The organism is Clostridium sp. AM49-4BH (assembly GCF_003478335.1).
In the GTDB taxonomy this organism is placed as follows: Bacteria; Bacillota; Clostridia; order Lachnospirales; family Lachnospiraceae; genus Butyribacter.
This window is the reverse complement of sequence record NZ_QUFB01000003.1, coordinates 22862-38680: the sequence shown is the minus strand read 5'-3', so window position 1 is coordinate 38680 and position 15819 is coordinate 22862. Positions and strand designations below refer to the sequence as shown.

9 protein-coding genes are annotated in these 15819 nt (G+C 38.8%); all 9 read left to right on the top strand.

Annotated features, from left to right (window positions below):
- Positions 1-59: 59 nt before the first annotated feature.
- Positions 60-1037, top strand: a complete 978-nt coding sequence (locus tag DW981_RS01555; protein WP_118506533.1) for a cohesin domain-containing protein — start codon at positions 60-62, stop codon at positions 1035-1037.
- Positions 1038-1066: 29 nt separating this feature from the next.
- Positions 1067-2737: an Ig-like domain-containing protein gene (locus DW981_RS14945; protein ID WP_182434073.1), complete on the top strand. Its 1671-nt coding sequence runs from the start codon at positions 1067-1069 to the stop codon at positions 2735-2737.
- Between the two features lie 25 nt (positions 2738-2762).
- Entirely contained in the window at positions 2763-6863 is a 4101-nt protein-coding gene (locus DW981_RS01545; RefSeq protein ID WP_118506532.1) for a leucine-rich repeat protein, read from the top strand.
- A gap of 331 nt (positions 6864-7194) precedes the next feature.
- Entirely contained in the window at positions 7195-7344 is a 150-nt protein-coding gene (locus DW981_RS14940; protein ID WP_182434072.1) for a hypothetical protein, read from the top strand.
- A gap of 302 nt (positions 7345-7646) precedes the next feature.
- Positions 7647-7880 carry a zinc-ribbon domain-containing protein gene (locus DW981_RS01540; RefSeq protein WP_118506531.1) on the top strand — a complete coding sequence of 78 codons (234 nt, stop codon included), beginning with the start codon at positions 7647-7649 and terminating at the stop codon, positions 7878-7880.
- A gap of 228 nt (positions 7881-8108) precedes the next feature.
- Positions 8109-9023, top strand: a complete 915-nt coding sequence (locus DW981_RS01535; protein ID WP_147352580.1) for a hypothetical protein — start codon at positions 8109-8111, stop codon at positions 9021-9023.
- A gap of 306 nt (positions 9024-9329) precedes the next feature.
- Positions 9330-10439, top strand: a complete 1110-nt coding sequence (locus tag DW981_RS01530) for an AAA family ATPase (RefSeq protein WP_118506529.1) — start codon at positions 9330-9332, stop codon at positions 10437-10439.
- Positions 10429-10578, top strand: coding sequence for a hypothetical protein (locus DW981_RS15480; protein WP_243034631.1), 150 nt, complete (start codon positions 10429-10431; stop codon positions 10576-10578). The genes DW981_RS01530 and DW981_RS15480 overlap by 11 nt, the downstream gene beginning before the upstream one ends.
- Before the next feature lie 662 nt (positions 10579-11240).
- Positions 11241-15797: an InlB B-repeat-containing protein gene (locus DW981_RS01520; protein WP_182434071.1), complete on the top strand. Its 4557-nt coding sequence runs from the start codon at positions 11241-11243 to the stop codon at positions 15795-15797.
- Positions 15798-15819: the final 22 nt, after the last annotated feature.

Below are 15819 nucleotides of genomic sequence, written 5' to 3'. Positions count from 1 at the left end.
GATAGGGTATGATAGGAACGTTAAAAATATAAAATTTAAGCTGGGAGTGATTATTACAGATGAAATTTAATAAAAAAATTGTATGGACAAGTGTTATAGCTGTGGCATTGGCATTAGGAGGCATCTATATAGCGAGCCGACAAAATGCTATTACGCATGTAATTGGAGATAATAATTTTGAGGGGTCAGAGAAAGAATGGTGCGATTCGCTATTGGATAAGTTGGTGGTTATTGATAAGAAGAATTGTCAGATTGGTAAACAAAAAATATCACAGTATTCCCTGACAAAGAAAAAACATTATGCAGAAAAAGATTGCGTTAGAGTGGTTGGTTACGCCACGGATGACAATCGTGAGCTGATGCTTCATCTTTCGGATGGAAATCGCATTGTGGTTGGAAAATCTGATAAAAAGCAAAAAAGTAGTCAACGTACACATAAGGTTACATTTATGGATTACGACAATAATGTGTTAAAAACAGAAATTGTATTACAAAATAAAAATGCAACACCCCCAATAGTAAAGGAAAGAAAGAACTATCGTTTTGATAAATGGAATAAATCTTATGAACATATAAAATCTGATTTACAGATAAAAGCACTTTATAAAGAAGACAATACGGTAACTAGGATAACAGTTGCAAATGTTAAAGTGCAGCCAGGACAAACTAATGTGAAGGTACCGGTAAAAATAGCAAACAACACTGGAATTTTGGGAATGACTTGGTCTGTATATTATGATGACAGCCGGCTGAAATTGAAAGATATTAAAAATGGAAAGGCTTTCAAAGATATTTTGACATTAACAAAAGCAGGAAAATTAAAGAATGGCTGTAAATGTATGTGGGATGGACAGCAGATTGAAGACTATCAAATTCAGGATGGAGAGATAGCAGAGTTGTTATTTGACATTCCTAAGTCAACGACTTCGGGAGTGTATCAAATAAAAATAAAATATGAGGAAGGAGATGTGATAGATAAAAATTTATTGCCCGTGTCACCATTAATCGCAAATGGAAAAATAACAATTACACATTAATGGTCAAAAATACAGAAGGAGGGATAGTGATGAAACTTGATTATGTTTCAAAGATGAAAAAGCATCTGGCAATTGGTCTGATCATGTGTTTGACTGTGTTAAGTATTGCACCAAATGCAGATGCAAAACAGACAAAGAAACCAAAAAAAATATATTTGTCTGTGAAAACCAAAAAGATGTTTGTTGGGCAAAAGTATAAGTTAAAAGTAAAGAAAGTAAAGCCCAATAAAGCAACCAAAAAAGTGAAATGGAAATCTAGCAATAAACGTATTGCGACAGTTAGCAATTCAGGTGTTGTTAAGGCAAAAAGAGCTGGTACAGTAAAAATCACTGCTATTTCCAAGAAAAACAAAAAAGCAAAGGCTTCTTGCCGCATCGTTGTGCAGCCAATAAAGAAGCGACCGACAGCAACGAAGAAGCCGATTGTGACAAAACAACCAAGTGTTACAGAAGCTCCTAAAGCTTCTACACAACCGGTTCCGACAAATGCGCCAACAATAACACCGTCTCCAGAGCCAACCGGACCGGCAGTTAAGGCAGCAATAGGATATGCTGGAAAGAATTGGAAAGATTATAGATTTGGTTATCAAGATGGTGCAGTTTATATTACAGAGGATGGAACATATACTGCAACATATACTGTGCAAAATGCAGACACAGATATTGCGGTATTGACGGTTGATACCAACATGAAATATAACGATGTTAAAGATAAAATGTTTGGTTTCGTTACAGAAGTTAAGATTAATGATCGTTCTCTCGAATTGGGTGAAGGGTGGTTTGATAGTGATGAAAATGGGTATTATCGTTTTGCGTTAAGGAATCCATATGACTATGTTGATGATGCATCTGAAACACTTGGTACACAGAAAATACCTGTGAATAAAGGTGATGTAATATCAGTTTCCTTTTGTTTTGAGGGACTAAAATACATACAGTTACCTTCGTCTTCTGGACAACCTGAACCAACAAAGAACCCAGGGGCAACAACAATACCAACAGTGCCACCAAGTAGTAAACCGACAGTGCAGCCTACGGTAGCACCAAGTACTAAGCCAAGTAGTGAGCCTACGGCAAGTCCTACAGGACCGTTCAAGGTGAAGTTTGTGGATTATGACAATACAGTCCTGAAAGAAGAAACTGTGGAGGCTGGGAAAGCTGCAGTTGCACCAAATGTTCCAAAGAGAATAGGTTATAATTTCCAATCATGGGATAAGGCATATGATAACGTGACAGAGGATTTGCTTGTCACAGCAACGTATGAGAAGGATATGACTTCGGCAATTATTGTCGGAGATGTAAAGACATCTCCAGGTGCGAAAACAGTACAAGTACCGGTGTATATTAATAGCAATCCTGGAATTTTGGGCATGACTTTGGGGATAGATTATAACGACAAAATTCTGACGTTAACAGATGCCTCAAATGGAGATGCACTTAAAGATGCATTAGTTATGACAAAGGCAAATATCCTAAAAAATAATTGCAAATTTACGTGGGATGGTGAATCAATCACCCAAGATAATGTAAAAGACGGTGTAATGCTGTTATTGACCTTTGATGTTTCGGAAGAAGCTGCAGAAGGAGAGTATGACATTGGATTTTATTATAATTCCGGTGATATTGTAAATGGCGATTTAATGCCAATTGATCTGGAATTACGCAATGGAACAATAACTATAGTAAAAGACGCATCTTAACATTAGATGTGAGAAAGGAGCATTTATGAAAATAGAAAAAAAAATTATTGTCAGTGTGCTTGCTGCTGCTATGATTGTGACCGGTTGTCCGTCGCATTATGTAAAGGCAGACACAGCTAAAAAACAGGTTACACTTTCTGTGCAAAGTCAGACAGCGAAGCCTGGTGCAACAGTAGATGTTACTGTTGATGTAAAAGATAATCCGGGAATATTAGGAGCAGCTGTTAGTTTGAAATATGATGAGGGTCTGACGCTTACTGATGCAACTGCAGGAGATGCGTTCTCTTCTCTAGTATTGACAAAACCGGGAAAAATACAGTCTCCATGTAAATTCGTATGGGATGGACAGGAAATAACAGCGGATGACATCAAAGATGGCACCATCTTAAAACTTTCTTTTAAGGTGAGCGACACTGCAAAATCAGGAGAAAGCTATAAGATTAGTGTATCTTGTGACGCTGGAGATATGGTTGATGCAGATTTGAATGCTGTAGATGTAAAAACAGAAGATGGCGAAATTGGAATTTCTGCATTTACACCAGGTGACCTTAATGAGGACAACAAAATTAATTCTACAGATGTCATTATGATGAGAAGACAGATAGCAGGTGGATATGAGCAGACTATTAACGAGAAAGCTTGTGATGTCAATGAGGATGGAAGAATTAACTCAGCAGATGTCATTCTTGTGCGTCGATATATTGCAGGTGGATATGGCGTGAATCTTGGTACGACAACGGAGAAACACACCCATACCATGAAGGCAGTTGAGGCAAAGGAAGCTACTTGTACTGAAAAGGGTAATCAGGCTTATTATTACTGCACCTCTTGTGGTAAATATTATAGCGACGAAAAAGGTCTTAATAATATCAAATTGGAAGATACTGTAATTCCAGCTAAGGGACATGTTTCCGTGGTAGATGCTGCAGTAGCTGCCACTTCAGAAAGTACAGGACTTACCGAAGGCTCACATTGTGGTGAGTGTGGCGCAGTGTTAGTAAAACAGGAAGTTGTTCCACCATTGGAGAATTCGGAGAATTCTATTACGTATCATCTGTATGAGGATGATGCATATTTGCAGAAGCAGGAAATTGAAAATACAAACCCGAATACATATAGCTCTGAAACTGGTTTAACATTGAAGAATATTAGTTGTGAAGGCTATATTTTCGAAGGCTGGTATGATGGAGAAGGCTCTAATGCCAAGCAGATAAAACAGATTGCTGCAGGCGAAACGGGTAATATTGATCTGTATGCGCATTGGACAGCAAGAGAGTATACGATTACTTTTGATTCACCATTGGCAAAAGTGGATAGCATTAAATACAAGGTAAATGAGGGTGCGACATTGACAAATCCTGAGTGGTTTGGCTATACATTTATGGGATGGACCGATGAGAAAGATAATCTTGTTGATAAGATTCCATTGGGTAAAACCGGAAACATTACCTTACATGCAAACTGGACCAGTAAGAGAAATCAGACAAGACCGGTAAAACAGTTAGGCGAGCCAATGATTGTCGAGGATGAAAAAGAGGGGCAGTATTTGTTCGCTTATGAAATTGGTCAGATGGAAAATGTTCCATTGTATACAATTAAAGATTTTGGTAATACAAGTGGTCTCACTGTATCTGAAACGATCACATCAAGTGGAACGGTTACAGAGGCGACATCTAAATCAATTGTTAATGCGATTGCAAATTCAACAACGCGTACAACTGCGTGGTCTTTATCGAAAAATTGGAATAATAGTTTAACTTTGATGCAGAGTCATACTGATGAAAGTGGAAAAGAAGTGGTCGATGCCAGCAGTTCTGTAGCAAGTGCAAGTTTAGTTACACTTAATAGCGTAGAAGATGGAGGTAGTACAGACCATACTGTAACGGATAAAAATGGTGTAACTTCTAAGCTTGGTTTTAAGGCAGGATTAGAAGTCAATGGAGAATATTCCAAGAAAAAAACTGCCAATTTGGGCATTGATGGTGGAAGTGTTGGAGGCGAGAAAGGTTTTAAAATTGGTGGAAAAGTTTATGGAGAAGTAAATGGAGAAAGGACAAAGAACGAAGAACATACAGACACTACGACGGATAGTCGTTATTGGGGAAGCAAAGATAGTGTAGAACAAAGTATGTCAGCGAGCAAAAGTTCGTCACATTCTCAGATGCTTAGCAGTAAGGTGAGTGATACCTATGGATACAACAAAACGTATTCAGAGGGGGGATCAGAAGCGTTATCTACATCAGACAGTAGCACGTCGTCTGAATCAAATCAATATTCATCGGCTTTGTCCTATTCGACGCAAAAGACGGAAACGACTTCTAAGACGTATTCGAATGCGGATGCTCCAGAGGGATATTACAGAATGGTATGTGCTGGAACCATTCATGTCTTTGCAGTTGTAGGATATGATATTGCGTCTAGTTCCTATTATGTATATACATATGGTGTACAGGATGATGACACATACGATTTCATTGACTATTCGAAGCAGACACATAACTTTAATGATTATGAAAATGGAATTTTACCATTTGAAGTTCCGTTTGAAGTAAATCAGTATATTGATAATGCATTGGTTAGATCCAAGGGGCTTGTTTATGATAGTGAAACAGGTACGGTTGTAGATTACACTGGTGAAGGAACTAATGTGTATATTCCAGACTATATTTCTACCGACAACGGTGACGGAACAACATCCGTTGTTAAGATCGTTGGTATCGAAAAAGATGCTTTTGCCGGAAATGATAAGCTTAAGTCAATCAAACTTAGCAAGCATATTACGGAAATACCAGATCAAGCTTTCGAAGGATGTTCATCACTTACTTCTGTCAAGGCAGAGGGACTACAAACTATTGGCGATAAAGCGTTTAGTGGATGTAGCAGTTTGGATGATTTTACGGTAACTACAAACATTAAGAAGCTTGGCAAAAATGCATTTACCGGAGCAGGAAAAGTTACAGTAAATGCCAAGAATAGTGATATTGCCAATGCGGCAATTACCTCAGGAGCTACCAAGTTAATTGTTAATCTGGCTGATATGGAAGATACGTTAGCAAATAAGACATATGATATAACAAAGTCAACAGATTATTTTGAATTAAATGGTGGCAATAAAGCATATAAAGGACTTAAAATTTCTTCCGATGCTAAAGAAACTACACTGAACGGTTTTGTATTTGAGGACAATAAATCAGCTCCGGTCGTATGTTCTTCTGCAAAACTGAATTTGGCAAGAATATCTGCTAAGACAAATGGATTTGCCATGATATTGTCTGCTGATAAGACAGATATTTCGTTATATGGTACGATTAAGTTGGAATCGACAAGTTCTAACGTTGTATTGTCCAAGGATGTGTCCTTGACGAGATTGAATGCTAATATTGTTGGTAAATTAGTATTGACAGGTGACTATATGATCTACGGTAAAGTGGAAGGCGATTCTTTGCTGAACTTTACAAGTGGAAAACTTGTGACAATTAATGAGGACAGTTACAATAAGTTAAAGTATGGTTCTATGGATTGGGTATTGGAATCAGAAGTTCCAGATAATGCTACAATCGTTGGCGAAAAGTGGACGTATGATTACACAACAAAAATTACGTCTAGCAATAGCTCAGTAGCAGGTTATACCTTATATGATTCTTCTTGGGTATGGGGACCATATGGAGGCTGGAGCGGCTGGTCAGATGGTAATATTAGTGGCAGTGATTCTAGAAAGGTTGAGACGCGGTCTGTTCCTAATGGATATGCCACGCAGTATAATTACATTAGATATTTATCTGCAGATGGAAGAACATCCGGACCTTGTTCTGGTGTGTGGGGTGGAAAGTCTTGCACCAATTATCAGGAACGAGGTTGGGGAGCTCAGCTTGCCTGTGTAGGTAATCAGTATTCAAAACAAATTGGAGGTTATTTCAATTTATACGGAAGTGCTCCATGTTGGTATGGAGAATCTACAAGACAAGTGGTATCCTCCTATAAAACACAGTATCGTTATGCAGACCGTTCTAAAGTATACACATATTATCTGAAGAAGGTCGAAAGCAAAGAGTCTACTACAAAGGTAGAGGCATCTGACAGTATTAGTAATGTTAAGAGATGGGTTCAGTATGTAGTAGCAGAATAATATGCTGAAATGCCTAACTGTACATAAGTTATGATAGCATTTGGCAAGTAGTAGCAAGAGAGGATCGTTATTTTAGCGATCCTCTTTTTTTGAAAAAAACTTTCACAAAAATTATGAGTGAAAATTATGCATAATTTACAAATCGTCGAGTGGCGGTCGAAGAAAAAATATTTTTTGTAGTGATAGAAACCTAGAATAAATCAGATAAAATCGATCATTGTAGTGATTATAAAAGGAATGAAAAAAACGGAGAAATATTTGAACATAGATGGTGTATGCTTAGCGTGAGGTAAGTAAAAAAGTTGCATGAAGAGGGAAGGAGTAAGATACCATGGGAAAAAGTAATCTTATTAAAATTGCAGCATTGTTGTTAGTAATGGCATTGGCGATCATTGCTTTAATTCCAGAACAAAGTACGGATAATAATTTATCAGGGAAACAGAAAACACAACAGATATTGACGGATGATGCTGGGAAATAGATGCTAGAAGACATATTAAAATGACCGTTTCGCTTAGATTTTGCGAAACGGTCATTTTAAATATATGGAGAAGATTGAAAAAAATTATTGTTATTTTTAACGAAGTTAATTCTAATAATTGTCGAATACGCACAATGTTTGCATAAATAACCGTTCAAAAAGTGTGTTTTAGATTGAATTTATCATGCTTTAGGGAAATTGCGAAAATGAAAATAACGGAAAAGAGAATAGAACAACCCTCGGTTACAATTACCACCTGTAGAAGCTTATAATAACGACATAGTTAAATTGGAGGTAGAAAAATGGCAAAATTTTGTACAAAATGTGGAAAGCAATGCGATGATCAGACAACTTATTGTCCAAGCTGTGGAACGGTATTGCAAATGTCTGATGAAGCTAAAAAGAAATTTATCATGAAGCAGATCATATCGGGAGTAATTTGGATTTTTGTAATGGGATTAATCTTGTTGTTTTTGGATATTACAAATCAGCTTGATGGAATTGTGAAAGCCATTCAATATGTTTTGCACGGATAAAAAAATCTTTTTCAAATCAATTTGCGGATGAAGACAATTCGCAAATTGATTTGAATGTATCATATTGTGATAATCAGATGGCGATTTTGAGAGGACAAGACGCTACTGAGTTTGAACAGGAGGAATTATAATGACTAACAAATAAAACGCATATTTGCAATAGTATTAATCTGTACATTAATGATCGGATGCAGCTCTCGTGCTGCTATGAACGCCGAGGCAAAGAGTGTGAACAAATTTACACTTAGGGTGGGACAGAAGGATATATTGAGAATCAATAATTGTAAGAAGAAAACAAAGTGGAAAATAACATCGGGGAAACGTGTTATAAAAATTGTAAAACGCAAGAAAACCAGCATTGTGATCAAAGCACGTAGAAAAGGTGTAGCTAGGATAACGGTTAAGGCGGGTAAACAGAGATGGTACGCCAAAATAGTTGTAAAGGCGAAGAAAAAATCAAAGAAAAAAACAAGTGCCGGAAGAACCAGTACGAAAAAAACTCCGACAACGAAAAAAAATACATCGACAGCATCTACTGTTGAAACGAAAATAAAGAACAGTATTAGTCTTAAGGTTAGTCGCTTAAAAGACGGAAATATTTTGTTCGCAATATATAATGGATCGAATTATTTTATTCCATCTATGGATGTAACCTGCAACATATATGATGATAGAGGCAGATTATTAAACGATATTACAATTAATGCGAAATATTTGGGTGCGAAGCGTACTTGGTATACGGCAACTTGTGAAGGACCTTTTGATTTAACGGATTATAACCGTGAAAGTCTTGTTCCGTCAAAGACAAAGATTACGAAAATAACACTAGATCTTGATGATGACTGTACAAGTATGGCAAAATATGTTAGCGGAAAGATTTCTTTTATAAGGGACAACGGGAACTTGGAAATGGAAAGCACGTTTACAAATAGTTCCACAAGCAAAACTGCTCAGTGTTATTGGACGGTATTGTATAAAGATGCCAATGGTAATGTTGTTGCTATCCACGAGAGTTATTTACCGGAGAGAATAAATCCGAATGATAGTGAAACGATTGTCAGAGACGCACCGGAGAATTATTACACAGATGATCAAATAGACTTTAAGAGCGGTACAGTCTATTGGTATGCGGGGCATGAATAAGCTGAAAATATAATTTAACAATTGAAAATAAAAGTGATTGCCGAACAACAGCATTGTCTATAGAAATATAGATCGTGCTGTTGTTTTTATTTGAGAGGAGGTCATCAAGCAACTACAGTCGTGGATCATAGCAAGCCTCATCGTGGAGACCGGCGCCCCCTCTTCTGTGCAAAATCGCGAAATGGAAGACTGTGGGATTGATATTCGAAACAAAAATTCGACATTGCCGCAAAAAAAATACGGATAGACTTGAACTTTTTTGCAGACAATTATATAATAAAGAAAAAGAAATGGAAGGTGATTATCATGTTAAAGAAATTTAGTGTCGAAAATTTCAAAGGATTTAAGGATAAAATCACATTAGATATAGGAACACCCAGTAATTACAGCTTTAATTCTGAAATAATAGAGAATGGCTGCATAACGAAGGGAATTATATATGGTATCAACAGTTGTGGAAAGTCGAATCTTGGTTTGGCTATCTTTGATATCATTACTCATCTGACTGAAAAGCAAAAACTCCTGGGAAGCTATGATTTTTATCTGAATATGAGTGGAAGGAAATCTTTTGCGGAGTTTGAGTACACATTCGTATTCGCCGGACATGAAGTTGTATATAAGTACAGTAAAATGGATGTGAATTCCTTAAAGAGTGAAAGTTTGTCCATTGATGGAAAAGAAGTCATTTTCTTTGACTTCCTGACAAGAGATGGATTTACTTTGCTTGAGGGATCAGATACTTTGAATGCATCAATAAGAAATGAAAGCCCGATCTCGAGAGTGAAATATGTAAATAGTAATTCAATTCTTTCAGATAATGTTCAGAATCAGGTATTTAAGAAGTTTATTGATTTTGTCGAGAGAATGCTTTTATTCTATTCACTTGATAGCCGTGGATATGAAGGTTTTATGAACGGATCAGAGAGTATTGCAGAAGGAATTGTTAATAGTGGCAAAGTTAAGGATTTCCAAGAATTCTTAAAAGAAAATGGTATCGATTATGAATTATATGGATGCGAGGTCGATGGAAGAAAGGCTATATATTGTCATTTCGACAATAAAGATGCTGACTTCTTCAAGATTGCTTCAACAGGAACTAGATCCCTTGCATTATTCTATTACTGGTATATCCGTATGGAAAAAGCATCATTTGTTTTCATTGATGAGTTTGATGCATTTTACCATTATGAATTATCAGAGTCAGTTCAGAAGAGACTTAGAAGAATTAGCGATGTGCAGGTATTTACAACTACACACAACACAAACCTTATGAGCAATGATTTACTCAGGCCAGATTGCTATTTCCTTCTTGAGAATAATAGCATAAATGCAATTTCAGAGCTGACAGAAAAGGAGCTTCGTCAGGCTCATAATCTTCAGAAAATGTATAAGGCAGGTGCGTTTAATGGCAGATAAGGACTATAAGGCATTTATAGTTGAAGGAGAAGCCAGAGAACCACAGGTTATTGATAATATTTCAAAGGTGTTCTTTAAGCATGGAAATTTAAAAATTATTACGCTTCCGGCCGGAGAAAATATCTATATTTTTCAATGAAAATATCATGCCTGTTAGGAAATGCAGAAGTTATTTCTTATGAACAGTATTTAGATGAAGCAAATCCACATGATATCTTTATGTGTGAACAGGCTTTAGCAGGCAATAATAAAGTGTTTATTATCAGTGCTTTTCCGGAATTTCTTGTGGATTATTTTGGAATGAAACTTTGGAGAACATGTGTGAAGCATGCAAAGAATCAATTGGATATTTGTAATTGTAGAGAAAGCAGGTGACAGATCATGAATGCACTGGAGTTACAGTTTTGCGATATTCAAGGAAGATTATTCGAACTTTCCGTAGATAGAAATTTAGACAGCGCACGTTTTATTAAGATATTTATAAACAGGCACCGGTGGCAATCATGAAACGTAATTATCTGATGTTTCACACAATGGCACCGGAGCTTGCAATTGAAGATCTAAAGGAAATTTATCGTCAAAAATAATGGAACCCCCTATACTTTTCACACCCTATTTTGACATTCACGCCACGTGGGCACCCCCTCCCTCCAAAGATGATATAATTTCTACATGGGGAACTCAACTTTCCAGCCGGTAAATGTGATAGGAATGCGGTGTGGCAGGTTGAAGAAAGTATAGTAATGTATGAGGTTTTGTTTTGCAACAGACAATGGAAACAATAGAAGAAGGAGGGAACCTATGAATTTACACAAGGTTATGAAGCGTGTGATCTGCTGTGTGCTGACGTTGGGAATGGTCTTTTCGTCAACATCCTTTGAGGGAATCACGATCAAGGCAGCATCAGTAGACTCACAGTCTGTGGTAAGGGAAGGAGAATACACGACAGGTGTTTTTTCAGGATGCTACGGTATTGATCAGTTGTTTGACTATATCATGAGTACCGGTAGACTGAATGCACTGCCATATGATGCATCGTGGGGTAGTGCTAATGATTCCGAGGGTCAGCAGCTGACAACGGAAATTATGAAGGAACGTTATTTTGTTCTCAAGTATTCCGGTGACGAGGATTATCCGATCGCACTGTGTTTGTACGATGAGAATGGTACACCGGTCGTTGTAGATCAATCGGATCGCTTGCTCGAGGGATCTCGTATCGGACTTGAGAAAAATGTCACACTGACGGCCACTGCTAAGAAGTATATGAAGGAAACGTATGCCGATGGTGTGGAAGGTGTTATGGCACTTTGCAAGGTCGGAAAAGCGGATTCTAACGGAATGTATTTTATAAGCAAAAATAAATTTGGTTATTACCTGAGCGGCAATCAGGGGCGTGGTATTGGAGAGAAGATTGCATGGGAATCGACTGCGAAGAAGGCAACCGTGAAAGAGCTTGCTGCAATGACGGATTATTCGTCACACCAGTTGACTGCCGGTGAGTTTGCAGTCATGTATCAGGCAAATGGTGAAGCGGTTACGGATATGCCGGAAGATCAGGTCAAACAGGGAGGACAGCCGTTGACGTTGTCTTCAAAAGTGCCGAAGAGAAGTGGATATACTTTTACCGGATGGAATACACGGGCAGACGGAAGCGGCACCACATATGCAGCCGGTGGTACGTATACTTCCAATCGAACTGCGACCATGTATGCAACGTGGGATCGCCATTATGAGTCTGGTCTGTTTAAGGTAAAGTTAAGCAGCAATCAGTTTTTTGATAATGTAACGTCAGCAAATAAGATCAATGGTTATCCATATGATGCTTCTTGGGGAACGGCCAACGCCTCAAGGGGACATCAGTATTCGGAGAAGCAGGTAAAGGATCGTTATTTTATATTCCGTTATAGCGGAGATGACAGATATCCGTTTGCACTGTTTATGTATGAGAAAAATGATAAGCCGGTTGTTGCCGGTTCGTCTAAGAATCTGCCGGACAAATCTTTAGTCGGTACAGCAGATAATGTATGCTCGACCGCTAAGGGCAAAAAATATATGAATAGAGTATATGAAGATGGTATTAAGGGCTTGCTGTGCATGGGTAAAGTTACGAAATATGATGAGAATGGAATCCAGTTTGTAAGCTCGAATGGATTTGGCTATTATATGTCTTGCAACAGAGGATATAAAAAGGGCGACTACATTGCTTGGGAGAAGCCGGTAACAAACGGTATCACGCCGGAGGTTATGGATGCGGTCGATACGTTTTCGGATAAAGCAATGGCAGATGGCGAGTATGCATTGAATTATAATGTGAACACTACGGATAAGGTGATAGAATCGCCGAATACGCAGTGTAAAGAGGATACTTATAATTCGGTGCTTACGGTGGAAGAGCCGAAGAGAACAGGATATGAGTTCATAGGTTGGAATACCAAGAAGGACGGTACCGGTGATATGTATGAGGCCGGTTCCCGTTATGAGGGTGAAAAGACCTTAACGATGTATGCTACTTGGGAAAAGAAAAAGAAGACCCCGCTTTCTGTGGAGGAAAATGGAGAACCTATATCAAAAATTTATAGACTTTCCAATCGAACGGCGATTGCCAAAGCAGTAAAAAATGCAGATGATGCGGATACCTTTTACAATGAGCTGAATCAGGCTACGATGGTACGTCATTTGGATATTAAGGGCGGTGCATCGGAAGATGATGTATTTACGGCGGTATCTTCAAAAGAAGATATCTTAGATTGTTCGGTAGAGGGGACGAAGCTTACGTTGATCGGCAAAAATGAAGGCTTTTCCTATGTGACGATCACGGATGAGACCACAGAACAGATTTACCGTCTGAGTGTTTATGTGACAACCTTAAAGGATGCGCTTTATATTATCAGACCTGTCACGGCTGACAGCTACAAGTCCTATTTGGCGGACAATGACAAAGCAAGCTATGCAGCAAAGGCAGAGGTTAAGAAGAACGTTAAATGGACACAGATGAATACTTCCAATCAAACGGTGAAACAGTTATCCAACGGAGATGCTGTGGTATGGAAGCTGGGAACAAGTTATCGTGATGTCGGAGTAACTTGTGGCGTGTGCAAGTCCGAAGTACCGTTAGAGGATTTGAAGAGTGGTGAGAGTGATGGCTCTTATCCGATCAATATATATCCGGTATCGTCCACTTACAAACAAAATGTGACGTTAAAAGGATATGGACATGATGATGAGGATATTGATATTACAGTTCGATCCTTTATCGTGGATCTGGATGGAAACGTGATCGCTTCCGCCAACAAAACAGAAGCGAAGAAATTGTCCAGAAGTTCAGAGACGATCACATTAGAGTATGAGGATGTGCAGGAACTGAAGGACGCCGATGTGTTAGTGGAAGTCACGGCAAAGGATGATGCCTATGCGGCACAGCTTGTGCGTTATCCATTGTATCGAGACGGATATCAGGAAAATACCGGAACGTCCATATGGCTGCAGCCTTGCTATGGAACGAATGACTGCGTATTAACATCCAGAGATCAAAATTATGAGTTTGTTCGCGATCTTACGCTTTATAAAGGATATGATAAGAAAGTGATCGTATACTCTCAGGTTTCACAGAAACATACGGTTTCCATGTTTATTAATGACAAGGAGATCCCTAGCGTTTCTGAGAGCGTGGCATCCGTCGATGGTATGAAATATGAGTGGAAGCAAACAGAATTTGCGATCAACACCAAAAACGCAGCAGTAGGTAAGTTTACGCCGCAGTATCAGATCAAAGCAGCGAGTGGAGAGGTGCTTGCAGATCAGCCGGCAGACTATACCGTATGTAATATTTCAGAGATTGGTAAGCCGGCGAAGCCGACAGAGGTAAACTTCTGTGGAACGATCGAGACGCCGCAGATATCAGCCGGAGAGGTCATTAACCGTAAGTTATCCTTTAATATTCCGAAGGTATTGCCAATGAAGATCGCATACCAGGATACCGACAATCCGCTGAAGAAAACCTTTATGGTTGCCATTGGTACAGCGGGACTCGATGAAAATAATGTTGTATCGGTAGTGACAGAGACGATCAATGATCTGCGTGACAATAAAGTGTCCAAGACGCTGTCCGGATATGCATTTGGTACGGCAGACTATATTGATGGCAAATGGATCTTGACCTATACCGGTGGTGGTATTGCCGGAACACTGGGTTATGAATTTGGTTTTAATAACAATACGATGGTTGGCATCATCCCGATCTATTATGGCATCAAAGTGGGATGTACTGTCAGTGTCGATGCGCTGCTCAGTGGCCAGAATCCATATCATGATAAGTTCGTTGGTATGAATTTCCAGACGAATAATCTGACGGTTACCAGTGAATATAATTTTGTATCAGACATTCTCGTAGGCGTAGAGGGTTATGTATGTGCCAGTGGAGGAATTGGTTTTGATGGTAAGATTGTAAAGATCAAGTTTGGTCCGGTTGGACGGTTGTCTATCGGATATGACAATCGTATCGTTACATTCAGTGATCTTAAGAAGACCAAAGCCTATTATGGTGGCTGTTTGAATTTTACCGGAAGCATCTCCTTAGATTTTGAGTACAAAGGATTATTTATTCGGTATCACAAACAAATATGCGGAACCGGCTTCAGTAAGATACGAACGTATCAGGATTGGGACAAATTCCCGGCAGGGCGACCAAATCCGTTGGACTTTGCAAATATGAGTAATGAGACTACCGGTAAGGTGGTACGGTATTCTTCGAAGAAGAAGGGCGCAGATTGGACACAGTATATCAATCCGGATGTGCCGCCGGTGCTTGCAGCCAATGGCAACAGTATGGCACTCACCTATTCAGATACGCTTGAGGATCTTGTAAGTATCAATCCTGCGGTTAGCACAAAAGAAAGCGGAGAATGGACGAAACCGGAAGTACTTACTTCATGGAGAACAGAAGGCAAATCGGAAACGGTTAATTCAGTAGATTATGCTTCTGATGGCAGCTTAAAGGTATTAGCCTTTGATTCTGCCGTGTATGATTCTGACATTAATTCGGATGGAAACGTTGACAGCAAAGAATTAAACGCTACGTTTAACTCCTCCGAGATCCATGTATATGTTAATGGAAAGCATACGACGCTTACTGCAAATAATGTGGCCGATATGGCACCGGAAGTAGCAGTAAACAACGGAAAAGCAATTGTAGTATGGCAGAGTGACACCTATAATCTTGCGGATACGGATGCAGAAACACTTCAAAAAGATATGATGGGAGAAAAGAAGATCTGTTATAGTTACTATGATGGAACAGATTGGAGTGCACCGGCTTATTTGGAACGTGGCGAGATTAAGGGAGCCAGGCGTATGATGTAGCACTGTCTGACGATGGTACGGC